Source organism: Alishewanella sp. SMS8 (assembly GCF_030737935.1).
Lineage (GTDB): Bacteria > Pseudomonadota > Gammaproteobacteria > Enterobacterales > Alteromonadaceae > Alishewanella > Alishewanella maricola.
Genome location: NZ_JAPJEA010000001.1, coordinates 673,693 through 700,262, shown reverse-complemented (window position 1 = coordinate 700,262; position 26,570 = coordinate 673,693). Strand labels below are relative to the sequence as shown.

The 26,570-nt window shown below is 46.5% G+C and carries 24 protein-coding genes and 4 tRNA genes; 20 read left to right on the top strand and 8 right to left on the bottom strand.

The genetic code is table 11. From position 1 onward, the window contains the following. The first annotated feature begins 4 nt into the window (after positions 1-4). Both ORJ01_RS03145 and ORJ01_RS03140 read left to right on the top strand, forming a co-directional pair. Positions 5-1,024 (top strand): response regulator, encoded by a 1,020-nt coding sequence (locus ORJ01_RS03145; RefSeq protein WP_306176935.1) that lies wholly within the window; start codon positions 5-7, stop codon positions 1,022-1,024. Beyond that, a complete protein-coding gene (locus ORJ01_RS03140) occupies positions 1,021-1,983 on the top strand; it encodes a diguanylate cyclase (protein ID WP_306176934.1) in 963 nt (320 codons plus the stop codon). The genes ORJ01_RS03145 and ORJ01_RS03140 overlap by 4 nt, the downstream gene beginning before the upstream one ends. A 151-nt stretch (positions 1,984-2,134) precedes the next feature. Here the strand turns inward: ORJ01_RS03140 and sodB are convergent, their stop codons facing one another. Continuing rightward, a complete protein-coding gene (gene sodB, locus ORJ01_RS03135; RefSeq protein ID WP_306176933.1) occupies positions 2,135-2,719 on the bottom strand; it encodes a superoxide dismutase [Fe] in 585 nt (194 codons plus the stop codon). Positions 2,720-2,946: 227 nt separating this feature from the next. Between sodB and ORJ01_RS03130 the strand changes: the two genes are divergently transcribed. Next, the gene (locus tag ORJ01_RS03130; RefSeq protein WP_226749959.1) at positions 2,947-3,285 is read left to right on the top strand and encodes a Grx4 family monothiol glutaredoxin; all 339 of its coding nucleotides are present in this window, start codon (positions 2,947-2,949) and stop codon (positions 3,283-3,285) included. A gap of 102 nt (positions 3,286-3,387) precedes the next feature. Here the strand turns inward: ORJ01_RS03130 and rnt are convergent, their stop codons facing one another. Continuing rightward, positions 3,388-4,083: a ribonuclease T gene (gene rnt, locus ORJ01_RS03125; RefSeq protein WP_306177522.1), complete on the bottom strand. Its 696-nt coding sequence runs from the start codon at positions 4,081-4,083 to the stop codon at positions 3,388-3,390. Between the two features lie 180 nt (positions 4,084-4,263). On the opposite strand from rnt, the gene ORJ01_RS03120 reads away from it, so the two are divergent. Next, complete coding sequence (locus tag ORJ01_RS03120; RefSeq protein ID WP_226749769.1) at positions 4,264-5,145, top strand: OmpA family protein; 882 nt, start codon at positions 4,264-4,266, stop codon at positions 5,143-5,145. 7 nt (positions 5,146-5,152) lie between these two features. On the opposite strand, the gene ORJ01_RS03115 is transcribed toward ORJ01_RS03120, so the two are convergent. After that, complete coding sequence (locus ORJ01_RS03115; protein WP_229585528.1) at positions 5,153-5,488, bottom strand: hypothetical protein; 336 nt, start codon at positions 5,486-5,488, stop codon at positions 5,153-5,155. Between the two features lie 213 nt (positions 5,489-5,701). Next, on the bottom strand, positions 5,702-7,588 hold the full coding sequence (gene mnmC / locus ORJ01_RS03110) for a bifunctional tRNA (5-methylaminomethyl-2-thiouridine)(34)-methyltransferase MnmD/FAD-dependent 5-carboxymethylaminomethyl-2-thiouridine(34) oxidoreductase MnmC (RefSeq protein ID WP_306176931.1): 1,887 nt from the start codon (positions 7,586-7,588) through the stop codon (positions 5,702-5,704). A 165-nt stretch (positions 7,589-7,753) separates the two neighbouring features. Here mnmC and fabB point away from each other — a divergent pair, with 165 nt between their 5' ends. The 10 genes from fabB (at position 7,754) to purF (ending at position 20,596) form a co-directional block, all read left to right on the top strand. Next, complete coding sequence (gene fabB / locus ORJ01_RS03105; protein WP_306176930.1) at positions 7,754-8,974, top strand: beta-ketoacyl-ACP synthase I; 1,221 nt, start codon at positions 7,754-7,756, stop codon at positions 8,972-8,974. 100 nt (positions 8,975-9,074) lie between these two features. Beyond that, positions 9,075-10,190, top strand: a complete 1,116-nt coding sequence (locus ORJ01_RS03100; protein WP_306176929.1) for a 4-phosphoerythronate dehydrogenase — start codon at positions 9,075-9,077, stop codon at positions 10,188-10,190. 13 nt (positions 10,191-10,203) lie between these two features. After that, positions 10,204-11,223, top strand: coding sequence for an aspartate-semialdehyde dehydrogenase (locus ORJ01_RS03095; protein WP_226749774.1), 1,020 nt, complete (start codon positions 10,204-10,206; stop codon positions 11,221-11,223). A 225-nt stretch (positions 11,224-11,448) separates the two neighbouring features. Beyond that, a complete protein-coding gene (locus ORJ01_RS03090) occupies positions 11,449-14,640 on the top strand; it encodes a FimV/HubP family polar landmark protein (protein WP_306176928.1) in 3,192 nt (1,063 codons plus the stop codon). Positions 14,641-14,691: 51 nt separating this feature from the next. Next, on the top strand, positions 14,692-15,480 hold the full coding sequence (truA, locus tag ORJ01_RS03085; protein WP_226749776.1) for a tRNA pseudouridine(38-40) synthase TruA: 789 nt from the start codon (positions 14,692-14,694) through the stop codon (positions 15,478-15,480). Positions 15,481-15,631: 151 nt separating this feature from the next. Next, complete coding sequence (gene accD, locus ORJ01_RS03080) at positions 15,632-16,504, top strand: acetyl-CoA carboxylase, carboxyltransferase subunit beta (protein WP_226749777.1); 873 nt, start codon at positions 15,632-15,634, stop codon at positions 16,502-16,504. Between the two features lie 6 nt (positions 16,505-16,510). Next, positions 16,511-17,788, top strand: a complete 1,278-nt coding sequence (folC, locus tag ORJ01_RS03075; RefSeq protein ID WP_306176927.1) for a bifunctional tetrahydrofolate synthase/dihydrofolate synthase — start codon at positions 16,511-16,513, stop codon at positions 17,786-17,788. A gap of 8 nt (positions 17,789-17,796) precedes the next feature. Further along, entirely contained in the window at positions 17,797-18,450 is a 654-nt protein-coding gene (locus ORJ01_RS03070; protein ID WP_226749779.1) for an SPOR domain-containing protein, read from the top strand. A gap of 128 nt (positions 18,451-18,578) precedes the next feature. Then, positions 18,579-19,067 (top strand): CvpA family protein, encoded by a 489-nt coding sequence (locus ORJ01_RS03065; protein WP_226749780.1) that lies wholly within the window; start codon positions 18,579-18,581, stop codon positions 19,065-19,067. A gap of 17 nt (positions 19,068-19,084) precedes the next feature. Continuing rightward, positions 19,085-20,596, top strand: a complete 1,512-nt coding sequence (purF, locus tag ORJ01_RS03060; RefSeq protein WP_226749781.1) for an amidophosphoribosyltransferase — start codon at positions 19,085-19,087, stop codon at positions 20,594-20,596. Between the two features lie 91 nt (positions 20,597-20,687). Here the strand turns inward: purF and ORJ01_RS03055 are convergent, their stop codons facing one another. Next, a complete protein-coding gene (locus tag ORJ01_RS03055; RefSeq protein WP_226749782.1) occupies positions 20,688-21,287 on the bottom strand; it encodes a Yip1 family protein in 600 nt (199 codons plus the stop codon). 187 nt (positions 21,288-21,474) lie between these two features. Between ORJ01_RS03055 and miaE the strand changes: the two genes are divergently transcribed. Then, the gene (gene miaE / locus ORJ01_RS03050; protein ID WP_306176926.1) at positions 21,475-22,263 is read left to right on the top strand and encodes a tRNA isopentenyl-2-thiomethyl-A-37 hydroxylase MiaE; all 789 of its coding nucleotides are present in this window, start codon (positions 21,475-21,477) and stop codon (positions 22,261-22,263) included. Here the strand turns inward: miaE and lpxH are convergent. Then, a complete protein-coding gene (gene lpxH / locus ORJ01_RS03045) occupies positions 22,244-22,984 on the bottom strand; it encodes a UDP-2,3-diacylglucosamine diphosphatase (RefSeq protein WP_306176925.1) in 741 nt (246 codons plus the stop codon). The genes miaE and lpxH overlap by 20 nt on opposite strands. Positions 22,985-22,987: 3 nt before the next feature. Next, positions 22,988-23,482 (bottom strand): peptidylprolyl isomerase, encoded by a 495-nt coding sequence (locus ORJ01_RS03040; protein WP_226749785.1) that lies wholly within the window; start codon positions 23,480-23,482, stop codon positions 22,988-22,990. Positions 23,483-23,626: 144 nt separating this feature from the next. Here ORJ01_RS03040 and cysS point away from each other — a divergent pair, with 144 nt between their 5' ends. Next, a complete protein-coding gene (gene cysS / locus ORJ01_RS03035; RefSeq protein WP_306176924.1) occupies positions 23,627-25,006 on the top strand; it encodes a cysteine--tRNA ligase in 1,380 nt (459 codons plus the stop codon). A gap of 60 nt (positions 25,007-25,066) precedes the next feature. Here cysS and folD read toward each other — a convergent pair whose 3' ends face one another. Continuing rightward, on the bottom strand, positions 25,067-25,927 hold the full coding sequence (gene folD, locus ORJ01_RS03030) for a bifunctional methylenetetrahydrofolate dehydrogenase/methenyltetrahydrofolate cyclohydrolase FolD (RefSeq protein ID WP_226749787.1): 861 nt from the start codon (positions 25,925-25,927) through the stop codon (positions 25,067-25,069). Between the two features lie 210 nt (positions 25,928-26,137). Here folD and ORJ01_RS03025 point away from each other — a divergent pair. From ORJ01_RS03025 to ORJ01_RS03010, 4 genes are all read left to right on the top strand, one after another. Continuing rightward, positions 26,138-26,214 (top strand) — tRNA-Pro (locus ORJ01_RS03025). A 48-nt stretch (positions 26,215-26,262) separates the two neighbouring features. Then, a tRNA-Arg gene (locus ORJ01_RS03020) sits at positions 26,263-26,339 on the top strand. A 24-nt stretch (positions 26,340-26,363) separates the two neighbouring features. After that, positions 26,364-26,439, top strand: a tRNA-His gene (locus tag ORJ01_RS03015). A gap of 10 nt (positions 26,440-26,449) precedes the next feature. Then, a tRNA-Pro gene (locus tag ORJ01_RS03010) sits at positions 26,450-26,526 on the top strand. Positions 26,527-26,570 lie beyond the last annotated feature (44 nt).

Below are 26,570 nucleotides of genomic sequence, written 5' to 3'. Positions count from 1 at the left end.
AGTTATGACGCCTGCAATTTTGATTTGTGATGATTCTAATCTGGCTCGAAAGCAATTGGCTAGAATCTTACCACAGGATTGGCAACCCAACATTTATTTTGCCGGACACGGCGCTGATGCGCTTAGCACCTTAAAGAAACAGTCGATTGATTGGTTGTTGCTTGATTTAAATATGCCGGTAATGGATGGCTATCAGGTGCTAACTGAGCTAAATCAATTGCAATTACCAGTGCAGGTTATTGTGATCTCTGGTGATGTGCAGCCTGAGGCGCACGAACGGGTAATGGCCTTAGGTGCGAAGGCATTTTTAAAAAAACCTATAAGTGCTGTTGAGTTATCGGCTTTTTTACCGATTAACGATGCGGCGTTATTGACTACACCTAAAACACGCGTTGCACCAAAACTTGCCGATACATTACAACTGAATGATGAATTGCGCGATGTGATGAAAGAAGTTGCCAATGTCGCCATGGGCCAAGCGGGGGATTTACTGGCGCGTTTGCTGAATGTGTTTGTTAATTTACCAATCCCAAATGTTAATGTGATTGAAGTCAGTGAGTTGACGATGGCATTAGCGTCGATTGATCCGAACAGTGAAAATTCGGCTATTTGCCAAGGGTTTATCGGGAGTGGTGTGGCTGGTGAGGCGTTGTTAATTCTGACTGACTCGAGTTTTGCTGATATTGCCCGTTTGCTGAATTATCATGGCGAAATGAATAGCACTGTCGAATTAGAGCTATTGATGGATATTGCGAATATCTTAATTGGTGCTGTTCTTAAAGGCATTGCAGAGCAAATTGATATTACTTTTAGCCAAGGGCACCCGGTGGTGCTGGGCCAACACGCCGCGATTAATGAGTTAATTAAAGCGAATTCAAAGCGTTGGAAAACCACCCTAACAATAGAATTAAGTTACGGCATTGAAAATTTTAATATTAATTGTGATTTATTACTGCTGTTTACTGAGGATAGTTTGAAAACCTTGAATTATAAACTCGCTTTTTTAATGGATGATGCGTTATGACAGAGCAAAGTGCTGGCATAGCAGATATTCATTGGCTGATGGACATGTTACAAACTGTGGATGTTGGGTTGGTGATTGTTAATGTAGATTATCGGATCCAACTGTGGAACGGTTTTATGGAAAACCATAGCGGCCTAACGCCACGTCAAGTGCGTGAACATTATTTGTTTGATTTGTTTCCGGAAATTGATGAAGACTGGCTAAGACGTAAGTGCGATCCGGTGTTTCTGTTAAAAAATCGCGCCTTTACCATTTGGGAACAACGTCCATATATTTTTCGTTTTAATAATTATCGTCCCATTACTGGCAACGCTGATTACATGTATCAAAACAGCACGATATTTCCAATCACCGATAGTCGCGGCGAGGTTAGCCATCTGTGTTTTATGATTTACGATGTGACCGATGCCGCAATTAACAAATTAGCGTTACAGCAAACTAATCAGCAACTTCGTGAGTTATCCAGTACCGATTACCTAACGCAGATACGTAATCGCGGTAATTGGGAAGAGCACTTAAAACTGGAGTTTGATCGTTTGCAGCGTTATCCGCAACACCACAGCAGTTTAATTATGTGTGATATCGATCATTTTAAAAAAGTGAATGATACCTTCGGGCATGCCGCTGGTGACTTAGTTATCCAAAAGGTGTCCGATGTGATTCGTAAAAGTTTGCGGACAACCGATATTGCCGGGCGTTACGGCGGTGAAGAATTTGCAATTTTACTGCTCGATACCACCGCCGATCAGGCGCAATATTTAGCCGAACGAGTGCGTCGAAAGATTGAACAACTCGACATTATGTATAATCAGCAGCTGATTAAAGTGACGATGAGTTTCGGTTTGGTGGAACGAGATGTAACCATCCAAAATTGTCTACAGTGGATTGAAACCGCAGACAAAGCCTTATATCAATCCAAACAAAATGGACGTAACCAAGTGACACTTTTTAAAGCCTGAGTGTTGAGCAACCCTATTCTAGTAACGCGACTGGATTGATACGTGTAAATCTAGCTTTGTGGGCTACAAGACGGCAGTTTGATGAAATCAAAATACAAACCAAAAAAATACCCAGCCGAAGCTGGGTATTGAGCGAAAAACTGCTTAAAAATTATTTAGCGAAGTTTTCTGCAGCGAAGCTCCAGTTAGCTAGGGCCCAGAAGGCGTCTAAGTAAGTTGGGCGTGCATTGCGGTAATCGATATAGTAAGCGTGTTCCCACAGATCGACAGTGATGATCGGCGTGACTGCTTCATCTTGGATTGGCGTGCCAGCATTGCTGGTGTTGACGATATCTAAACTACCATCAGCCTTTTTCACTAACCAAGTCCAGCTTGAACCGAAGTTGTTCACGGCTTTGTCGTTGAATGCCGCTTTAAAAGCATCAAATGAACCCCATTTTGCATTAATGGCATCAGCTAACGCGCCGCTTGGTTGGCCGCCTGCATTTGGTGCTAAGCAATGCCAATAGAAAGTGTGGTTCCAAACTTGGGCTGCGTTGTTAAATACGCCGCCTTCACTTGAACGAATGATTTCTTCTAGCGATTGAGTGGCATATGGTGTGCCTTCAACTAAACCATTTAATTTTACGACGTAAGTATTGTGATGCTTGCCGTAGTGATATTCCAAAGTTTCCGCAGAAATATGTGGGGCTAACGCATCTTTCGCATAAGGTAATGCTGGTAATTCAAAGGCCATTGTTGCTCTCCGTTCACGTTGTTAAATGTGTCTGCATCGCTTAGACTACAAAACCTGACTAAAATACTCAAGTTTATTCGTTGAGCGATTGGGCTTTGCCACTCGGCTGCTGCCGGGACATTATTATCTGTTTAGCAGATATTGGGTTCTTTCTGAAAAACTCAAGTGCTTGGCGGCCTAATACAGGGTAAAATATTGACACAGTCATGTTAAACCGTGAGGACACTATGGAAACGCTAGATAAAATCAAACAGCAAATCGCTGAAAACCCGATCCTGTTATTTATGAAAGGATCACCAAAATTCCCAAGCTGTGGTTTTTCTGCCCAGGCGTCACAAGCGCTGATAGCTTGCGGTGAGCAATTTGCTTTTGTGGACATTCTGCAGCACCCGGACATTCGGGCGGAATTACCAAAATACGCCAATTGGCCAACTTTCCCACAGTTATGGGTAGAAGGTGAATTAGTGGGTGGTTGCGATATCATATTAGAAATGTTTCAACGTGCTGAATTACAGCCGTTAATTAAGGACGCGGCAGCGCGCCAAAAAGAAACCAGCGCTGAATAATTGCCCGCATGCGAAGCGGCCTCGTTGGCCGCTTCAATGTTATTCGCGATGTAGCTAATAACCTGTTTTTGTTACATCCTTCTGCATTTTTACTCTTTAATCCTAGGTTTCGTCCGTTGGCGCAGTTAAGGCCTCACTCTCAGCATCGGTTGATTCTTCAGCTAAGGCGTCAGCCAGTGGCCAGCCACCGAGTTGTTGCCAGCGATTGACGATATAGCAAAATAATTCTGCGGTGCGTTCGGTGTCATATAGTGCGCTATGAGCCTCTTTCGCATCAAAGGCTATGCCTGCTTGAGCACAGGCTTTGGCTAATACGGTTTGGCCTAACGCCAGCGCGGCTAAACTGGTGGTATCAAAAGAGACAAAAGCATGAAACGGCGAGCGTTTATAATTTAGCCGGTTTATCGCGGCATTAAAAAAGCCTTGGTCAAAGGCTGAGTTGTGCGCCACGATAACTGAGCGCTGGCAGCCCGCGGCTTTCTGGGCTTTGCGTACCGCTTTACAGATCTCACCAATGGCTTCGCGTTCATGAACCGCGCCACGTAGCGGATTAAAAGGGTCAATACCATTAAAGGCTAACGAGCTGGCATCAAGGTTTGCGCCTTCAAACGGCTCAACATGAAAATGCAGCGTTTCGCCCGGGAGCAGTTGGCCTGTTTCATCCATTGTCAGTAAATTTACGGCGATTTCTAGCATGGCATCGGTTTGAGCATTAAAGCCAGCCGTTTCGATGTCGATAACTACAGGGTAGTAACCGCGAAAACGGCGAGCCAATAAGGAAGAGGTTTGAGCGGGCATCGTTGCGTTCACAGATAGGTCAATTACCAAAGATGGCGCTATTATGCCAAAAAATACGGCTTAGGTCTTGTGTTAGGCACAATGCTTGCTTAGTTTTTCAAAGGGCGCGGTTTGACGTTATGCTGCAGATGCGTCTTTTGCTGTGATTAAACGATAAATTAAAGGGATTAAACTAAGCCTATGCGTGCTTTAGCCTATGTTTTTTGTACTAGCTTGAGTTTGACTGCACTCACCTGTGTGGCGGCGTCAACACAATGGCGTCAATATTCTGCCAGCATTGAGCAGTCTAGTTGGTTATTAAGTAAAAATACGCCATTGCAGTGTCAGCTAGAGCATGAGATCCCCAATTTTGGTAAAGCGATTTTTCGTAGCCAAGCCGGTAAAGCGTTGAATATGGATTTTGAACTTAGCATGTTGCGCCTGCCAGATAATTACGATCTCGCCGAAGTGATGTCGGTACCACCGCAATGGCGTGCGGGTGAAAAAACCAAAGCGGTGGCCAGTATGAAGCTGTTAAAGCAATTTAACGGTGATCTGCCTAAAAAAGTGGCTTGGACCTTACTCACTGAGTTAGAGCAGGGGTTTAGCCCAACGTTTTACTACGCCGATTGGTACAGCCCTTACGATAAAGTGGTGGCCGCGTTAAACCCAGTGCAGTTTCCTGCACAATACCAAGCCTTTAGTCATTGTATCGCAGCATTATTACCTTACAGCTTTGATGATATTGCCTTTACGGTACTTAGTTATGAGAGTGGCGGCGATCAACTCAGCCGAGAATCTCGTCGACGTTTAACCCAGATAGCGGAATATCTTAAGTACGATAGTGAAATCGAATCGATAGAGTTACAAGGCTATACCGACAGCTATGGCGGACGTTGGATGAACGAACAATTGTCGGTGCAGCGAGCTGAAAAGATTAAAGCATTCTTTATTGCTGCTGGGGTTACTGAAGATAAAGTACAAATCGAAGGTTTCGGTGAGCGTCGGCATGTGGCCGCGAATGAAACCTCATTAGGCCGAGCGGTTAACCGTCGTGTCGTGTTACAAATGGCAAAACCTTAAGCAGGGCCTAGCGGCCCTGAACCATCACAGACACTTCACGCCAGCCATTACGCTCGGCAATTACCACGCGGATCTGCTGCTGTTCGCGAAAGAAATACAATTGCTTTTGCGTTGCTAAGGTTTTTTGCTGATTAGGCTCGCCTAAAGCGGTGATATAAAACAGTAACAAGTCTTGCTGAGTTTGTTGGCTAAAATAATGCAATACCGCCGGCATCTTTGTTTCTAGACGGGCCATTTCTTGTGCATCATTTGGCAGCGGTATCTGCTGAAAAGCCGGTGCAGCGGCTAATTGCCCTGCGCTGACGCTGAGCAGCAAACCTAGGGTGACAATCCAACTTCGCATAAGGCTTCCTTGTTTAATCAGTAATAGCTTGATTAACCTTAGCAAAGTTTCCGCTGCTTTGACTACTACTGGCGACGAAGTATTTCCAGAGGTACCTGCTGCGCGGCTGGGTTTAACTAGCGCGAACAGGCTATTGCGAGTATTTTTTTGATAATGCACAGACGCCTAGGCCAAGCTGAACTTAAGCGTCTTTACTTGCTTTATCTTGCAACACTAGCCTTTATTAAAGCGATTAGCAGCCAGCTGTGCTATCGCATCGCTGCCCTGCGGTAGCGGTTCTGCCGCCAACTGACAGGCGAGTAATTCTGCCAGTAGCGGTGCGTATAATAAGCCTCGAGCCCCTAAACCTGTCATCACCCATAGGTTTTTCAGCGCCGCCATCTGACCGACTATAGGTAAACGATCAGGTACGGTAGCGCGAAAGGCTGCCTTTGCTGAAATGGCCGTTATGGCCGAACTCCAAGCGGGTTGCCCCAGTTGCTGTTGTAACTCGGCAATGTTTTGCTGATCATCTTCTGTGGTTGTTTGAGCGATCTGACCATCACGGTCAAAGGTTGCGCCGACACTGTGCTCGCCTTGCCAAGCCGGCGTGAGATAGCCTTTATGACAGATCACAGTGCGTAACTGACTGATCTCTGGTGCCTGAACATGACTCACTTGCCCCCGGACACGATTAACAGGTAATGCGGCCAGTGGTGCGAGCTGACCAATATCGGCACCGGTTGCCACCAGCAAATGCTGGGCGTTAAAAGTATGGTCTGCCGTTTCGATTTGCCAGCCTGTTGCTAAGGGGTGTAAAGCGGTGACATCGCAATTAAATCGCACTTCAAACCCCTGTTGTTGCTGCAAATGAGCTAGCATTGCTTGGCAAAATGCTTGAGGGCCCAGCCAGCCAGCTGTTGGCAAGAATATGCCGCTGTGCTGCAAGGCAATGCCGGCTAAGGTGGATGCCTTTGCGGCATCGACAAAATTGACCAGGTCATTTGGCCAGCTCGCCTTCGCGGCCATCTTTTGCTGGCGCGTCGCTAAATGCGTTGTGGTAGCGAGATGTAGCATGCCGCAAAACTGTAACGGAAAGTCTAATCCCAGTGCATGATAATGCTGATAAAACTGTTTGGCATAATGAAAGGCGTGGCAGTGCAGCAACGAGGCGACCGTTGGTTGTACTGTTAAGTTGGGATAAAGCGCGCCTTGTCGATTGTGCGAGGCGCGCTGTGCCACATCCGCATCCGCACAAAGTAATTGCACCTTGATACCGCGCTTTAGTAAAGCGGCTGCGCTGCAAAGTGCTGCCAAACCGCCACCAATAATGGTGATATGACTAATGGCAGCCGCTCGCTGGCTTATGCTGTGGGCTTTTTCTAGCTGGCGTTCTGTCGGTACAGTAGCGGTGAGCATTTCGCGTTTACGGCCATAGCCTTTAACTTTTTTAATCTGAAAGCCCGCTTGTTGTAAGCCGCGTTTTACAATACCCGCACAGGTAAAGGTGGCCAGTGTGCATTCAGGAGCGGCTAACCGAAAGAGTTGCTCAAATAAGCTGACTTGCCACATTTCAGGGTTTTTTGAGGGCGCAAAACCATCTAAGAAAATGGCATCAACCTGGTGGTCTGTCGGGAATTGGGGTAATAAATCATTAGCGTCACCTAGCCATAAATCCAAAATAACCTGGCCCTCAGCAAACACTAAGCGATGACATCCTGCTACCGCAGGCGGATAAGCTTTTAATAATGCTTGGCTAAATTCGGCTAACTCGTGATGACAAGCCAGTGCCTTTTGCAGATCGGTGGCACTGATCGGAAATTTCTCCACGCTACTAAAATATAAACGCTGACAGGGTGCACTTGGATTTTGGGCTCGAAATTGCTGAAAACGTTGCCAACAAACTAAAAAATTGGCACCCGTACCAAAACCTGTTTCCAGCACATGAAAATACGTTTTACTCTGTTGTAACCAGCGTTCGGGTAAGCCATTTTGCTGTAAAAACACGTAATCTGTTTCGCCAAGGCCGCCTTCATCTGAAAAATAGATATCTTCGAAGTCGCTGGCAACGGGGGCGCCTTGCTGATTAAAATGAATGCGAGCGTTGGATAAAGGTTGCATGCTGGAGCCTGTGCAGAAAATTCAACTTGTAGTTTACCTCAGGCTCAAGCAAAATTGTAAACAGAGTACAACTGTTCGCTGAAAGCAGACCAGTTTTTTGCGGAAAAGCCGTAGAATAAGACGCAAATTTTTAATGAGCCTAAATAAATAGGTCTAGGAGACAGAATGAAAAGAGCCGTAATCACCGGTTTAGGTATTGTATCCAGTATTGGTAACAATAAAGCAGAAGTATTAGCCGCGTTAAAAGCGGGCAAGTCTGGCATTAGCCGGGCGGAAGAGTTTGCTACACTGGGATTACGCTCACAAGTGTGGGGCGACATTAAGTTGGATCCTGCCACCCTGATTGACCGCAAAGCGATGCGTTTTATGGGCGATGCTGCAGCATATTCTTACATTGCCATGCAAGAAGCGATGGAAGATGCTGGTTTAAGTTTAGAGCAAATCTCAGATCCACGCGTTGGCTTAGTCGTCGGCTCTGGCGGAGCTTCTTCTAAAACACAGGTTGAAGCGGCGGATATATTACGTGAAAAAGGCGTTAAGCGTGTTGGCCCTTATGCTGTCCCTAAAACCATGTCGAGTACCTGTTCAGCCTGTTTAGCTACGCCATTTAAAATTAAAGGCGTTAACTATTCCATCAGTTCAGCTTGTGCTACCAGCGCGCACTGTATTGGCCATGCCATGGAGCTGATCCAACTGGGTAAACAAGATATCGTGTTTGCCGGAGGTGGTGAAGAAGTGCATTGGACACTGGCGATGGAATTCGATGCCATGGGCGCTTTATCTTCTCGTTACAATGATACGCCAGAATTTGCGTCGCGCACCTATGATGCTAACCGTGATGGTTTTGTGATCAGCGGCGGCGGCGGTATTGTGGTGGTTGAAGAATTAGAACATGCGCTAGCGCGTGGCGCGACCATATATGCTGAAATCGTCGGCTATGGTGCCACTTCAGATGGCTATGACATGGTTGCCCCAAGTGGTGAAGGCGCCGTTCGTTGTATGCAGATGGCGATGCAAGATGTTAGCGCACCCATTGATTATGTGAATACTCACGGCACCAGTACTCCAGTCGGTGATGTCAAAGAGTTAGGGGCGATCCAAGAAGTCTTTGCCGGTAAAACGCCTGCTATCAGTGCTACTAAAGCCATGACAGGCCATGCTTTAGGCGCTGCCGGTGTGCACGAAGCTATCTATTCTATGCTGATGCTACAGCATAACTTTATTGCCCCATCGATCAACATTGGTGAATTAGATGATGCGGCCAAAGGTTTAGATATCGTGACTGAAACACGAGATGCAGTATTAAATACGGTGATGTCGAACAGTTTTGGTTTCGGTGGCACGAATGCAACCTTAGTGTTACAGCGTTATAACGACGCAAAATAAGCTAATAGGTTGATTTAAAAGGCGCCTTGATGGCGCCTTTTGCTTTGTTAGCTGTGTAATTTTGTTACACTTAACGTTAAAACCAGTGGAGTGCCGATGAATGCAGATTTATGCTGATGAAAATATGCCGTTAGTGCATGAGTTTTTTTCGCAGTTAGGCGAGGTCACAACCTTTGATGGGCGCAAGGTCACGGCTGCACAACTGAGTCAGGCAGATATTTTGTTAGTGCGTTCAGTCACGCCAGTAGGGCCTATGCTACTCGCCGACAATCAGCAGTTGCGTTTTGTGGGTACCGCGACGATTGGCACAGATCATATTGATCAGGCTTACTTACAGCGTCAAAATATTATGTTTAGTGCTGCGCCGGGTTGTAATGCACAGTCGGTAGTGGAATATGTGCTCAGCAGTATTTGGTGTTTAGCCGAGCGTTATCAATGGCAGTTAACCGATAAAACGGTGGGTATTGTTGGCGTAGGCAATATCGGTGGGCGCTTAGCGCGGGCGTTAAATGCTTTAGGGATCCCAGTTTTACTTTGTGACCCAATACGTGCAGCGCAAGAGCCGGATTTTCCACACACCGACTTTACAACACTCTGTCAGCAAGCCGATATTGTTAGCCTGCATACCCCCATGCAAAAACAAGGGCCCAATGCTACGTGGCACCTGTTTAATGATGCCACGCTAGCCAGTTTAAAACCGCAGTGTGCCTTGATTAACGCCTCTCGCGGCGGGGTTATTGATAACCAAGCGTTATTAGCGGCGCAGCAACAGCATCGTCGCCCTTTAGTCCTCGATGTATGGGAGCAAGAACCTGATATCCTACAAGCGTTATTGCCTTACTGTGATATCGCAACCGCGCATATTGCTGGTCACAGTGTTGAAGGTAAAGCGCGCGGCACTGAAATGCTGTATCAACGCTGTTGTGAGTTACTGGGAGTCACGCCAGAAATCGCATTAGCGGCCTTGTTACCTCGGCCTGCAGTAGAAAAATTACAAATTTCTGCTAATTTTGGGCTTCCGGATGTCCAAAGTGTCGCAAGAATGTTATATGATGTGCGGCGTGATGACGCTTTATTGCGGCAACACCTGCAACAACATGGGTTTGACTGGCTAAGAAAGTCATATCCCGCACGGCGCGAATACAGCGCGCTGCAGCTTGTCGGTCAGGCCGTACCGGCCTGGTTTGGCCAATTGGGCTTTAATAGTCAGATTTAAGAGGATGCATCAGATGGCGTCACAATATAATGTCGCAGTCTTAGGCGCGACGGGCTTGGTAGGCCAACATTTAATTGAAATATTAGAGCAGCGCGATTTCCCTGTTGCCCAGCTATTTCCCTTGGCTAGCAGCCGCTCTGCCGGTGGCACTGTTACCTTTAAAGGCAAAAAAATTACCGTGTTAGATGCGGATACTTTTGACTGGAGTCAAGCTCAAATTGGTTTGTTTTCAGCCGGTGGTAGCGTGTCAGCTATTTATGCTCCAAAAGCCGCAGATGCAGGCTGTGTGGTGATTGATAACACCTCACACTATCGATACGAAGCGGATATTCCGTTAGTAGTGCCCGAAGTTAACCCAGAAGCCATTGCAGATTATCGTAATCGTAATATTATTGCTAACCCAAACTGCTCTACGATCCAAATGTTGGTCGCTTTAAAGCCCATTCATGATGCCGTGGGGATCAGCCGTATTAATGTGGCGACTTATCAATCGGTAAGCGGTGCTGGCCAAGCGGCAGTTGAAGCCTTAGCCCAGGAAACGGCGCAGTTATTGAATGGTCGGCCTTTAGAAGAAGGGGGCCATTTCGCTCGGCAGATCGCTTTTAACGTGATCCCGCAAATTGATGTGTTCATGGATAACGGTTACACCAAAGAAGAAATGAAAATGCATTGGGAAACGCAAAAAATTCTGGGTGATAACAGCATTGGTGTTAATGCAACAGCGGTACGTGTGCCGGTGTTTTTTGGTCACGCTGAGGCGGTCCACATAGAAACGCGGATGCCGATTACCGTTGAGCAAGTTAAAGTGCTCTTAGCGAATGCCCCAGGCGTGGTGTTATTTGAAAATAACGCTGATTTTCCAACGCAGGTGAGTAACGCAACAGGCAAAGATGAGGTGTTTGTTGGGCGTATACGGCAAGATATTACCCATGAAAATGGCATAAACTTGTGGGTTGTGGCAGATAATATTCGCAAAGGTGCTGCCACCAATAGTATTCAAATTGCTGAGCACTTAATTCGTGATTATTTGTAATACCGTTTTGGCGGGTTAATTGAGTCACAAATCGCAGAGCGCCTTAGGGCGCTCTGCGTTATTTATAGCGGTAAACAATAGAGCTTGTTGCTATTTACTGGTAAGCCGAGGCTAACTGCATTATATTTGTTGAGTCAGCAGCAGTAATAATGGAACACTGCTTGCATAACACTATCATATGATTTTGCTTTAACGTGAGTCTAGGTGCTCGGCTAAGGAATCCTGATGCCTGTTCGTATAATTTTACTTTTGCTGTTAGTCAATTTTTCGTCGATGGTGCTGGCTCAGTCTGCGCCGACGCAGATCCGTGGCCCGAAAAACGCGGATAGTGTGCTATTGCAAAAGCAATTTGGCCCTTTAACACCCAGCGACACTTTGTGGCGTATCGCCGAGCAGGTCAAGCCTAGCGACAGTGTGACCACATTCCAAGTGATGTACGCACTTTTCATGAAAAACCCTGGTGCGTTTAATGACGCCAACTTCAATCATTTACGGCCTGGTGCCATTTTAATTGTCCCTGAGTTGCGTGAGATTCGTTTGGTTGATCCCGAAGTCGCTCGACGTAAAGCCGATAGCGATGATGCTGAGTGGGCGAAAAAAGTCGCGCGTGATGCTGCTGCCCGCGCCAAAGCACGCGAAGAAGCTAATAAACCTAATGTCGTGCAGCAACAAACCGCTGCAGAGCTGAACGCTCTAAAAGATCAATATCAAGACTCCATTCAATTAATTGAAGGTATAGCACTGGAAAACCAGCAATTACGTGGTTCGTTAGGGCGAGTGGAACAAGAGCTTGAAGGCTTAAAAGCGCAATTAGCGGAAGACAGCTTGTTACAACAGCAGCTTAACCAACTACTACAACAACAGCAGCAAATTTTGGCCGAGCAACAAGCCCGACGCGAAGCGGAGGAAGCCGCGCAACTTGCAGCCGCCGCAGCTGCAGAAGCAGAAGCCTCCAATTGGCTCAACAATCCGATTACGTGGGCGCTTGCTGCGTCGTTACCCGCTATTTTGTTATTGATGGGCTTTATCGCTTGGGTTAAACGGCGTGGGCGGCAAACCGAAGAAGCGGTAGCGAATGCTATCAAAGAGCCACAGACCTCGGCAGGCTATAAATCACCGGTGCCACCTATCGACAATAGTCAGGATTTTGACGAAAGCCTGCTCGATATGGATGACGATCTGTTTAAAAACGATTTTGATGAAGTCAGCCCAAGTGCAGTCAGTGCCCTAGATGATAGCCTTGAAGATGATACATTACCGGATTTCAGTGACGATATTTTAATTAACGAGTTAGTTGAGCCGGATCCACTGCGCACGGACATGTTAGATGGCATGGATGATGATCGTTTAGATGTTGATGACGACGCCTTAGATCCGGTAACGCCGGTGCGGGAAGAGCACGATATTCAATTAGAAGGCGTGGAAGAATTTGATTTCGACCCGGATAATATTTTGTCGGATACGGATTTATCGGCCTTATTAATGGCTGATGACGATGATGATGTTATTGAGTTAGCGGATCCGAGTGAGGCGGAAACAGCCAAGCTAGCAGCAGAACCTATTGCGCCAGAGCGCGAGACTGCAGATGATGTTAACGATCATATTGAAGAAATTGAAGTTGAGCTGCCGGATGATGAGCCCTACGCTACGCCCGTGCCGACAAATAATGATGAGCTTGAAGAAGCCGCAGAGCTTAACGACGATGTGCTGGATAGGTCTGCTGACGAGGCAGTCGATGCCGCAACAGACGAACTCGATGCTGATGATATTGACGAGTTACTGTTAGATAATGAGCGCGAACGTTTATTAGCCACAGAAGCCCGTTTTGATAATTCTGATTTAGATGACTTTGCCGAGCAATTGGCTGCAGAATCGATTGAAGCGGAAGATGCAGACAGCTTATCTGCAGATGAAGAGCAATTGAATGCCGAGCTTGACGATATCTTAGAGCAAGCGGCAGCGGAGCAATCGCAAGCGACAGCCCCTGAGGTTCGTGAGGCGGATGTCGATGAACTCACCCTTGAAGCGCTTGATGACATGGATTTAATCGACACCACTGCACAAGGCGGTGTTGATGACATTATTAATGACCAAGCGGCGGCTGATGATGATTTAGTGACTGAGTTTGAGCTGCCGGAAGAAACCGAACTAGCAGCAGGCGAAGCGTTAATTGATGATGAGCCCGAGCTTGCCGCTGCTAAGCGGTTGAGTGACGAACTAAGCCTAGCTGAAGACATCGCGTTACCTGCTATCGACGAGCAGCTGAATGAGCAGACCGCTTCTGATAGCAGCGAAAGCAGCGCTGCTCGAAAAGCCTCAGAGCACGCAACATCCGTGCAACAGATTGCCGATTTGCTGAACGAAGACGCTGAGTCTGATATTGCCCAGACGTTAACGGCAGAAGACGAGTTTAGCCATGATCTTACGAACTTATTAACTGAACCTGATGACGCGACTGCCGATGAGTTGGCAGAACACTCTGAAGCTGCAGCGCTTAATGATGCTGTCACAACGGACACTGATGATGCTGCGGCAGAGCTAACCCGACCAGATACATCGGCTGACGAAGAGGCGGTTGAGAATGCTCTAACAGCGGAATCGTCAGAGCATTTCCCTGATGTCGCTTTAGACAGTGATGCCGAGCCAGAAGGCGATGAAGAATTATTACTGGACTTAGCTTCAGATGAGGATAATTCAGTCACGCGCCCTTCAGAAGCGGCACTGTCTGTAGAAAACCCCAGTAAAGTACTGGACAGCTATCCTGAATTAGCCATGTCAGACGATACTGCGGATGACGATGAGTTTAGCCAGCTTGCCGAGCAAATTGAGCAATTAACCAATGAGTCTGCTGCAGAATTTAGCGATGAAGAATTAGCTGCTGCCTTAGCTGAGCAGAGTGAAAACGAAGACGAAGATGCTATCCCAGAACTGAGCCCAGAGGAATTTAACCTAACCGAGCTGGAAGACAGTCAGTTCGATTCGATATTAAATGAGTTAGCGGTAGATGAGAACGTTACCCAGGCAGACAACGATGTTGAGCAGGCCAACGATGCTTTCGCTATTTCTAATGCCGAATCTACAGCCGCGGAGATCAGCGATGAGCCGGCCATTTCAGATGATGACTTTGTTGAAATTGATAATTTGTTATCTGCCATGGAGCATGCTGATGAAGATGAGCAGCGTTTCAATCAATTAAATGTGGATGTCGGCTTAGAGGATTATGCCGGTATTATTGGCGAACATACTAAGATGGACGTTGATAAAGAAGATGAAGGTTTTGCCGGCAAACTGGATTTGATTCGCGCTTACTTAGAAATGGATGAAGCCGAAAGTGCAGAACTGCTGATTGGAGAAATTCTCACTTCCAACGCGCCTGAACACATAAAAGCAGAAGTGAAAGCGCTCAGAGCAGAGTAGGTATAATCGGTTAGCTGCGTTATAATCCGCGCAGTTAACAGAGGGCCAGTGATGCGAATTGCGTTAGGTATTGAGTATGATGGTGCCAGCTTTTATGGCTGGCAGCGTCAGCGCGAAGTCAACAGCGTGCAACAAGAAGTGGAACAGGCATTAGCCAAGGTGGCTAATCAGCCGATTGAATTATTTTGTGCCGGTCGCACCGATGCCGGTGTGCATGCAACCGGTCAAGTCGTGCATTTTGATTGCAGTGCTGATCGCGATATGAAAGCCTGGGTGATGGGTACTAATGCTCAGCTGCCTGATCAAATTGCTGTGCGCTGGGCCAAAGAGGTTCCTGATGATTTTCATGCCCGTTTTAGCGCAACGGCGCGTCGTTATCGTTATGTCATCTATAATCATAAATATCGACCGGCCATTTTACGGGCGGGTTTGAGTCATTACCATCAAGATCTTGATATAGCCTTAATGCAGCAAGCGGCACCTGCCTTGCTGGGCGAACAAGATTTTAGCGCTTTTCGCGCTATGCAGTGCCAATCAAATACGCCGTTTCGAAATGTGCATCATCTGCGAATCGCACGAATAGGCGATTTCATTGTCATAGACATTAAAGCCAATGCCTTTTTACATCATATGGTGCGTAATATTACCGGCAGTTTACTGGAAATTGGTATGGGCCGCCGCCCTGTAAGCTGGTTAGCTGAATTGTTAGCCAGTAAAGATCGTAATCTTGCTGCTGCAACGGCGAAGCCAGGTGGTTTGTATTTAGTCGAAGTCGATTACCCTGAGCAGTTTGCGATCCCGAAAGTGGCACTAGGGCCGCTGTTTTTACCGGCTACCTAGGCAGATAGCACTGACTACTAAGACCAGTTTTCTGTATTCGACAGTACTCAATATGTGTTTTAATAGCTGCATTTACGCTATATCAGTGTTTTTTACGTATTTTTCCGTCGTTAGCCCTGTGTTATCGACTATGACAGATTAGGAAACCTCTATGAGTTGGTTAGAAAAGATTCTACCTAGAACATCGTCTTCTGGTCGCCGCAATATTCCAGAAGGTGTCTGGACTAAATGTACTTCTTGCGATGCGGTGCTGTATAAAGCGGATCTAGACCGCAATCTAGGTGTCTGTCCTAAATGCGATCACCATATGCGTGTATCGGCTCGTGCGCGTTTACAAAGCTTTTTTGATGCGAGCAGCACTCATGAGTTAGCCGCTGAGCTTGAACCACAAGATCTGCTAAAATTTAAAGACAGCAAGCGATACAAAGATCGTATTGTTGCTGCCCAAAAAGCCACTAATGAAAAAGATGCTATGGTGGTGATGCACGGTACTTTGCATGGTAATCCAATTGTTGCCGCGGCGTTCGAGTTCGAGTTTATGGGCGGTTCGATGGCTTCCGTGGTGGGGGCTAAGTTTGTTGCCGGTGTCGAATATGCTTTAAAGCATAAAGTCCCTTTTGTTTGTTTCTCTGCCAGTGGTGGCGCTCGTATGCAAGAAGCCTTATTTTCTTTAATGCAAATGGCGAAAACCAGTGCGGCATTAGCGAAAATGAGCGAGCAAGGCTTGCCTTATATTTCGGTATTAACTGATCCAACTATGGGTGGTGTTTCTGCGAGTTTAGCGATGCTGGGCGATATCAACATCGGTGAACCTAAAGCGTTAATCGGTTTTGCCGGTCCTCGGGTTATTGAACAAACCGTACGTGAAAAGCTGCCAGAAGGCTTCCAACGTAGTGAATTCTTATTAGAACACGGTGCAATTGATATGATTGTTGACCGCCGTGAAATGCGCGATACAATTGCCCGACTTATGGCTAAGTTTATGCGACTACCTGCGCCAGTGGCGGAGCGTGATGCATCCTAGGGATTTATGTCGGTCCAACAATTAAATAGCCAATCGTGCCAAACCCTGGCCGATTGGCTTTGTTATATAGAGCAAAGTCATCCGATTGATAAAATTGAGCTTGGCTTAGATCGTGTGCGGCAAGTGGCTGCTCGCGGTGATTTGGCACAACTGCCTGGAACGGTTGTGTTGATAGCCGGTACCAATGGTAAAGGTACCACCGCTCGTACGTTAGAGCATTTGCTGCTGGCCCAAGGTTTTACGGTCGGTGTTTATAGTTCACCGCATTTACTGCAGTTTAATGAACGCTTACGCCTCAATGGTACTGATGTGGTTGATGCCGATTGGCTGACCGCTTTTCAATTAGTTGAGCAATTACGGCTTGATGTGCCATTAAGTTACTTTGAGTTTACGACCTTGGTGGCTTTTGCCATTTTACGCGCTCAGCAACCCGATTACTGTTTAATTGAGGTTGGGCTGGGCGGGCGTTTAGATGCAACAAATATTGTCGATCCGACCATCAGTGTCATCACCACAATTGATTTAGACCATCAAGATTGGCTGGGCCCAGATCGTGAAAGTATTGGTCGAGAGAAAGCCGGCGTGTTTCGTTATGCTAAGGTGGCGATATCTGGCGAATTAACGCCACCAGCCAGCTTGAGTCAGGTGGCCACGACGCTAGGTGCTGTGTTAAAGCAAGTGGGAACCGACTTTCACTATCACGTTAGTGCAGAGCAATGGCAATGGCAAGGGCAGCAACAACAGTTTGCGGACTTACCCATACCACAAGTGCCAGTACAAAACGTTGCCACCAGTTTAGCGGTGTTAGAACAATTAGGGCAGCTGCCAAGCGAAACCGTGTTAAAGCACTGCTTAAGCACGTTAACCTTGCCCGGGCGTATGCAACAGTTGCAACAAAACCCAACTATTTTGTTAGATGTAGCGCATAATCCGCAATCGGCGGCTTATTTAGCGACGCAGTTACAATTATTGCAGCCGCGCTATCGGCAAATTATTGCCTTAGTTGGCATGTTAAAAGACAAAGACGTGCGCCAAGCATTACAGCCCTTGACGTCTTGTGTGACGCAATGGCATCTTGTTAGCTTACCGGGTAACCGCGGCGCCAGCAGTACGCAATTACAGCAGGCATTGGCCAGTGTCGATCAGGCCAGTGCATCTAACGCTACTGAGCATGACTCTGTTGCTCAGGCTTATCAGACTATCGTCAGTGCCTTGCAGCCTACGGATCTCTTGGTCATTTTCGGCTCTTTTGTTACCGTTTCTGCGGTATTGGCGCTTCAGTAGGAGGGGCAATGATAGCAAAATTTAAACATCGGTTATTGGGTACCAGTATTTTGGTTTTGGCCGGCATTATCTTTTTGCCAGACTTACTCGATGGTGAAAAACAAGTCGTTAAAGATGATTTTAAAGTTATTCCCGATCGCCCAGAATTCGTTGGTGTACAACAGGTTCAGCCGTTTCCTGATGATGAGTTTGCGGCCAAACAACAAGCCGTTAACAGCCAGCTGATAGATGATGTCGATGTCTTGGATGACGCTGATAATAGCAGTGATAGTGCTAACTTACCCTCGCAACAATATGCCCAAGTTACCGCCGGCACAACCGAAGCTGAAAAAGTTGCTACGCCTACTAAAGTTGTTGAAGCAACCCCAAGCACAACGCCAACGAAAACGGCCGTAGCGCTTAATCAAGCTGCATGGGTGGTACGAGTGGGTAGTTTTAGTAATCCGCAAAACGCCAGTGCGTTAGAGGCAAAATTAAGACAAGCCGGTTTTGCCACCTTTACCCGCAGCATTACTAACAGCAATGGCCAGCCGTTAACCAGTGTTTTTGTTGGTCCTGAAGTACGGCGCGAGCGTCTTGAGCAAGGTCTGGGTAAGCTGCAACAATTAACAGGTATTGCAAAGCTAACGATCAGTAATTATCAACCTACGGAAATCAACTGAGTGTGATAGACACGAGTTGTTTCCTTTTGTAATAAACAAACGGATCACTTGTTTATGAACATTCCCTAGCTATTTGGGTCGGCAATTTGTTAGAATGCGCCCCGTCGTTAGGCAACCTTTGGTAGCAAATGAGTTGGGTTGATTTTGTCATCTTGGCGGTCATAGCTCTCTCCGCTGTGATCAGTCTGGTCCGAGGCTTTGTAAAAGAAGCTATTTCTTTGACCGTATGGATCGCGGCTTTCTTTATTGCCAGCTCGTATTACCCCCATCTAGCCAGTTTTTTCACAAATATTTCTGAACCCACGCTGCGTAATGCTTCCGCTATTGCCATTCTATTTATTTGCGCGCTTATTGTGGGCGCGCTGATCAACTATGTCGTTGGCAAGCTCGTCCAGTCTACCGGCTTATCTGGCACAGACAGGTTGCTTGGGTTGGTATTTGGTGCGTTGCGCGGTGTGTTAGTGGTCAGTGCCGTATTATTTTTTATTGACGCCTTTACTCCTGCGGCGGCGGCTGATTGGTGGAGCCAATCTAGCTTGATCCCTGAGTTTGGTTTTATTATTGAATGGTTTTTCGAATATCTGCAAAGCCGTTCTAGTTTTATGCAAAAGCCATAGCCGGCGAGGAAAAATCAATGTGTGGTATTGTTGGAATCGTAGGTAAGTATCCCGTTAATCAGGCGCTGTATGATGGTCTGACAGTCTTGCAACACCGTGGTCAGGATGCTGCGGGTATCGTTACGGTCGATAATAATACCTTGCGCTTGCGCAAGGCCAATGGTCTGGTCAAAGACGTATTTGAAATACGTCATATGCAACGTCTGGCCGGTAATATCGGTATTGGACATGTGCGTTACCCTACTGCAGGTTCGTCAAGCACCGCTGAAGCACAACCATTTTACGTTAACAGCCCCTTTGGTATCGCTTTAGCCCACAATGGCAATCTGACTAATGCGCATGAGCTAAAAGACGAAATCTTTCGTTTAGCGCGTCGCCATGTGAACACGACTTCTGACTCAGAAGTGTTGTTAAATGTGTTGGCGCACGAATTAGCCATTCAACCGAATATGAAGCTAGAGCCTGAGCAAATCTTCAAAGCGCTGGCCAATGTGCATCGCAAAGTGCGAGGCGGTTATGCAGCGGTGGCGCTGATTATTGGCCATGGTTTGCTCGCCTTCCGTGACCCGAACGGGATCCGCCCCTTAGTGATGGGCAAACGTGAAACTGCGGCGGGTACTGAGTATATGGTCGCTTCAGAAAGCGTAGCCCTTGATGCGGATGGCTTTACCGTATTACGGGATATTTCACCAGGTGAAGCTGTGTACATCACCGAGGAAGGTGAATTACACAGCATGCAGTGCGCCGAGAACCCAAGTTATACCCCTTGTATTTTTGAGTACGTCTATTTTGCGCGTCCTGATTCAACCATCGACAATATTTCGGTTTATGCTTCTCGTGTCGCGATGGGAACTTACCTCGGTAAAAAATTAAAACGGGAATGGTCGCATCTGGATATTGATGTGGTTATTCCAATCCCAGAAACCAGTAATGATGCGGCTTTAGAAATTGCCAATGTGTTAAATTTACCTTACCGCCAAGGTTTTGTGAAAAACCGTTATATTGGCCGTACCTTTATTATGCCTGGCCAAACAGAGCGTAAAAAATCGGTTAAGCGTAAATTGAATGCGATTTGGCAAGAGTTTAAAGGAAAGAACGTGTTGTTGGTGGATGATTCAATCGTCCGTGGCACCACTTCGGGTCAAATCATCGAAATGGCGCGCGAAGCGGGTGCGAAGAAAGTGTATTTTGCTTCGGCAGCACCAGAAATACGTTTCCCGAATGTGTATGGTATTGATATGCCGTCAGCCAATGAGCTCATTGCTCATGGTCATGATGTTGACAGTATTTGTCAGATCATCGGCGCGGATGCCCTGATTTTCCAATCATTGCCAGATTTGATTGCCGCAGTGAGAACAGAAAACCCGGACATTACCCATTTTGAAACGTCGGTGTTTGATGGTCATTATGTTACCAACGATATTGATCAAGATTATTTAAATCGTCTTGATCAATTACGTAGTGACGATGTGAAAGCGGCGTCTAGCATGAACATGGCAACCAATTTAGAAACTTACAACGAAGGTTAAACCAAGTCGTTGTTGCAAGTATAAAAAACGGCTGCAATTGCAGCCGTTTTACTGTCTACCTTGTCTTATTATTATGCGTTTGGTTTTACCATCAGTGGGTAAAAGCAGGACCAAAACCCGAGCTCCATAAAATAGCAGTGGCGGCAAGTAAAGTCACTAACAAAATTAAACCTGACGTAACCACCGAGCTGGCATAAATAAAACCGCGCTCTTCAGGAATGTGCATTAAGATAGGCACCCCAACGTACAGTAAATATACTGAATACGTTAAGCCCGCTAAACCCACAACCATCACAAACCATAGTTCAGGGTATAAGGCGGCTAAACCCACCATAAACAATGGTGTTGATGTATATGACGACAACTCTAAGGTCTGAGTGTAAGTCGGCTCAGCACCAAAAGTATGGGCCATCCAATGTGCTAAAAGTGCTAGCGCTAGCACGCCAATAATTAAGGCAAAATACATCGCAACAGACAGCATTAAAGCGCTATTTGCGGTTAAAAAGATTTTTTCGCCAACGCCAATACTCCAACCTAAATGCACTGCCGAGTAGTACGCGCAAATGGAAGGGATTAAAGCAACCAGTAAAATGTGAATTAAGCTATAGCGTAAACTTTCATGTCTGGCATCAATGGTATGCCATTCTTCTTTAGGATGGGCGTAGATGCCCCATAAATGGTTTAGAATCATCGTTATTATCCTTATTATTGAAGCGCCTTGTGCGGGAACTTAAAAAATTTACCCGTATTAAAGTTATGGTTGAATAACGCAGATTCGTCAAGGACAATGTTGAAAAATTCAACATTTCATGTCGATGCTGGAGCACTTTACTGGCTTCGGGTATACTGCGCGGCATGTTCAATCAGTAGACTGCCTTATGTTAAGCCACGAATATCAGACTTTATTAGCGCCCATTCAGCAGTTTCTGCACTGCAGTACGCCGCAATCTTGGATAAATGAAGCAATGCAACCGGCTCGTTTACCGATGCTGTTAACCGATCATCTGATTTGTGAGTTAAAAGCCGCACAATCCGCAATGTATCTAATCCGGCGTTATGCGGTAGATGAACAAAGTGCTGAGGCTTTATTGCAGTGGCTGAAACCTTATGAAGACTTTACTTATCGCCAGCAGGGTACATGGCAAGCCTTAGCGGATATCAAACTGAAAAAGTCGATGTTGCCGAAATCGAACTCAGCTTATGGCCAAGATCTTATCGATAAGATGGTGTTGTTAATTAAAGAAGAGTTACATCATTTTTATCAAGTGCTTGAAGTGATGCAGCAACATGATGTGCCTTATGAAAAAATCACCTCTAGTCGCTATGCCCGTGGTTTGTTGCGTCATGTTAGCACTTATGAACCAGCGGCTTTGATTGATAAGCTTATTTGTGGAGCCTACATCGAAGCACGCTCTTGTGAGCGTTTTGCTACTTTAGCGCCGCATTTGCCTGCGGATATTGGTCAGTTTTATTTCTCTTTGTTGCGCTCAGAAGCGCGGCATTATCAAGATTATCTGCAACTTGCAGAGCAAATTGCTGGGCAGGATATCAGTGCGCGCGTAGCCTTTTTTGGTGAGAAGGAAGCCGAGTTAATTTTATCAGCCGATAACGACTTTAAATTTCATAGTGGTAGCCCAGTGCCTGAGCTTATGGCGCAAGCGGGTTAAAGACCAGTTGCCAGTGATCGGCGTTTACCTTGAGATAACTGCTTTGACTATACCAATCTCCCAGCACATAGCGCAAAGCGGGTTGGTTGTTGACGGTTAATTGATGTACCGCAGGGCGGTGTGTGTGGCCATGGATCAGATGTTGTACGTTATACTCGGCCATTATTTTAGGCACTTCCGTTGGCGTAACATCCATAATGTTGGTGCTACCCATTGTTTGATAACGTGCTTTGGCTTTAGCGCTTTTGGCGCGCGCTTTGCGGGCTAAAGCTTGCCGAATAAAAAGGGGTAATGAGAGCATCAATCGTTGCCACCAAGATTGATCCCACCAACGTCGAAACTTTTGATAAGCCACATCCATCGTGCATAAGCTATCGCCATGCATGATGAGGGTGGGGGTGCCGTAAAGATCAATTACCTGCTGTTGCGGTAATAAAATTAACCCCGCACGTTTGGCATAATGTTGTTTTAATAAAAAATCACGATTGCCATGGATAAAGTAAATCGGCGTGTGCTGACTGAGCGGTTTTAACACTTTGGCAACGGTGTCGAGTAACTGTTCAGGATTATCGTCACCAATCCAGACTTCAAACAGATCGCCTAAAATATACAGTGCATCGGCCGCTGGCGCTTGCTGCGCAATAAACTGTAAAAAGGCCTGAGTAATATCAGGCCTTTCTGCTGATAAATGCAAATCTGCAATAAACAGCGTGTGTGACATGGTTTAGTCGTTCAGCTCAGCACGTTCAATCACTACTGGCTCAACCGGTACATCGCTGTGACCAGCGTTACGCCCCGTGCGTACCGCTTTGATTTTTTCAACCACGTCCATACCTTCAACCACTTCACCAAATACACAGTAACCCCAGCCTTGAGCGTTTTCAGCACTGAAGTTTAAGAAGCTATTATCAGCAACGTTGATAAAAAACTGTGAGGTGGCAGAATGCGGATCGCTGGTGCGCGCCATAGCGATGGTGCCTTTGCTGTTCGCGACGCGGTTGTTAGCCTCGTTTTTAATGGTTTCTTTTGTCTCTTTTTGCTGCATATCTGCAGTGAAACCACCGCCTTGGATCATAAAGCCGTCAATCACCCGGTGAAAAATAGTGTTGTCAAAAAAGCCATCTTTTACGTAGCTAATAAAGTTAGCCACGGTCACCGGTGCCTTGTCAGCAAAAAGATTTAATTTAATCACGCCAAAATTAGTATGTAAGCTAACCATCATTTTTTCCTTATCATTACAGATGCGCCATTCTAACGCACTGCCGTCAAATCATAAAGCAAGGATAGCGGCTAGCATCTGCCAATGCTAAACTAATCGGCGCATTTTGCTGTTAATGATTCATATTTTCTGTCAGAGGACATAATGTTACAGATATACAATACCTTAAGCCGCCAAAAAGAAGTCTTCAAACCTATCATTCCGGGGAAAGTGGCCTTGTATGTTTGTGGCATTACCATTTACGACCACTGCCATGTAGGGCATGCCCGCACTTACGTTGCTTTTGATGTCATTAATCGCTACTTACGTTTTAGCGGTTATGACGTGACCTATGTGCGAAATATCACTGATGTTGACGACAAAATTATTAAGCGCGCAGCAGAAAACAACGAAAGTTGCGATGCTTTAACCGCACGCTTCACCGCGGCAATGCATGCCGACTTTGCAGCTTTAGGGCTATTACCCGCCGATATTGAGCCAAAAGTGACCACTCACATGGCCGAGATTATTAGCCTGATCGAAACCTTAGTTGCCAAAGGTTATGCCTATGTTGCAGCGGATGGCGATGTACTGTTTGATGTCAGTAAATATGCCGAATATGGTGCGTTAAGCCAACAAAACCTGGATATGTTACAAGCCGGTTCTCGGGTAGAAGTGGCGCAAAATAAAGATGATCCATTAGACTTTGTGTTATGGAAAGGCACCAAGCAGGGTGAGCCATTCTGGGCTTCACCTTGGGGCAATGGTCGGCCCGGTTGGCATATTGAATGTTCTGCCATGAGCGCTAAGCATTTGGGCGAACATTTCGATATTCATGGTGGCGGTTCAGACTTACAGTTTCCTCACCATGAAAATGAGATCGCACAATCTACCTGTGCCCATGGCCAAAAGTACGTCAATACCTGGATTCATACTGGTATGGTGCAAGTTGATAAAGAAAAAATGTCGAAATCACTTGGCAATTTTTTCACGGTAAAAGACGTATTAGCTGAATATAATGCAGAAGCGGTACGTTATTTCCTTCTGTCTAGCCATTACCGTAGCCAATTAAATTACTCTAAAGAAAACTTAGAGCAAGCACATGCCGCGCTAGGACGACTTTACACTGCGCTGCGAACAGTAACGCCAAGCCATAGCATTGATTTGGCCAGCCCGTATATTGTGCGTTTTAAAGCCGCGATGGATGATGACTTCAATACGCCTGAAGCTTTGCCGGTATTGTTTGAATTAGCGCGTGAGGTGAATCGCTTTAAAGAGGCTGAGCCAGCAAAAGCCGCAGAGCTAGCGGGTTTGCTGACACTTTTAGCGGGCGTACTGGGCTTGCTGCAGGGCGATGCCGAAACCTTTTTACAAAGTGGCGCATCAGATAGTGATGTGGCAGAAATTGAAGCGTTAATTGCCAAGCGCAATGCGGCTCGTGCCGCTAAAGATTGGGCCGCGGCTGACGCGGCTCGCGCTGAATTAACCGCTAAAGGCATTATTGTTGAAGATAAAAATGGCGTGACCAGTTGGCGTAAGGCTTAAAACGGTCATTGCATAATAAAAAAACCGCCGATGGCGGTTTTTTTATGGCAACTGTAGCGGTTATTTACTGTCGTGGTATAGCTCACACGCTTCTAGCGTGTTTTCAATTAAACTGGCCACAGTCATTGGGCCAACACCACCAGGGACAGGAGTAATATAGCGAGCCAATTTAACCGCTTTAGCATATTCGACATCACCGACCAGTTTGCCACTGTCTAAGCGATTGATCCCGACATCAACGACCAGAGCACCGGGCTTGATCCAATCACCAGGAATAAACTCTGGCCGACCTACGGCGACAACCAATAAATCCGCACGACGCACTTGCTCTTCTAAATTACGGGTAAATTTATGGCAGACTGTTGTTGTACAACCGGCGAGGAGTAATTCCAGAGCCATAGGGCGACCGACTATATTAGATGCACCCACGACCACCGCATCCATACCTTTAACGTTTACGCCGGTACTTTGCAGTAACGTCATAATACCCTTAGGGGTGCAAGGGCGTAAGGCTGGCATACGCTGCGCTAAGCGGCCGATATTATAGGGATGAAAACCATCGACATCTTTGTGCGGGTGAATATGTTCTAAAATAGCCGAAGCGTCTAACCCTGCCGGCAAGGGTAGTTGTACTAAAATACCATCGATGCTGTTGTCATTATTTAACGTATCGATAAGCTCCAACAATTGTTGTTGCTTGGTTTCAGCCGGAAGATCGTAAGATACTGAATGAAAGCCTACTTCTTCGCAGGCTTTACGTTTGCTGCCAACATACACTTGTGAGGCTGCATCAAGCCCAACTAATACAACGGCAAGTCCGGGAGCTCGTTTTCCGGCTGCTACGCGAGCGCGCACCTGAGCGGCGACTTTGTCTTTTGTTGCGTTAGCAACGGCTTTGCCATCTATTATTTGTGCTGTCATGCCTGCTGATTTCCTAGGAACTAAAAAGAACAATATTTTCGCACAGCTGCCAAAAGAACGCTATCATCGTCCGTTGCAAACATGAATAACCGCCAGTGCGGGTCAATTAGGTTCAAATAATAGCCAATCAGCGTAAATACCTAAAAAAAGGTTTGACGGTGTGCATGGCGGGCGTTAATATTCCGCCCCGTTGCAGCGATGTAACGTTGTCGGTGATTGGCGCAGTTTGGTAGCGCACTTGGTTTGGGTCCAAGGGGTCGCAGGTTCAAATCCTGCATCACCGACCAATCTTAATTCAAAAAATTAAGAGAGTCCCAGATAGGCGTTTGACATGTGCGCCCGTAGCTCAGCTGGATAGAGCAACGGCCTTCTAAGCCGTGGGTCATAGGTTCGAGTCCTATCGGGCGCGCCATTTGGTGCAAAGTTTCAAATTGTGGTGGTTGTAGCTCAGTTGGTAGAGCCCCGGATTGTGATTCCGGTTGTCGTGGGTTCGAACCCCATCATCCACCCCATCCCCTTTGTCGGTGATTGGCGCAGTTTGGTAGCGCACTTGGTTTGGGTCCAAGGGGTCGCAGGTTCAAATCCTGCATCACCGACCATTCTCCCTGAGTCTTAAATTTCCTATATAAAAATCTCATATCAT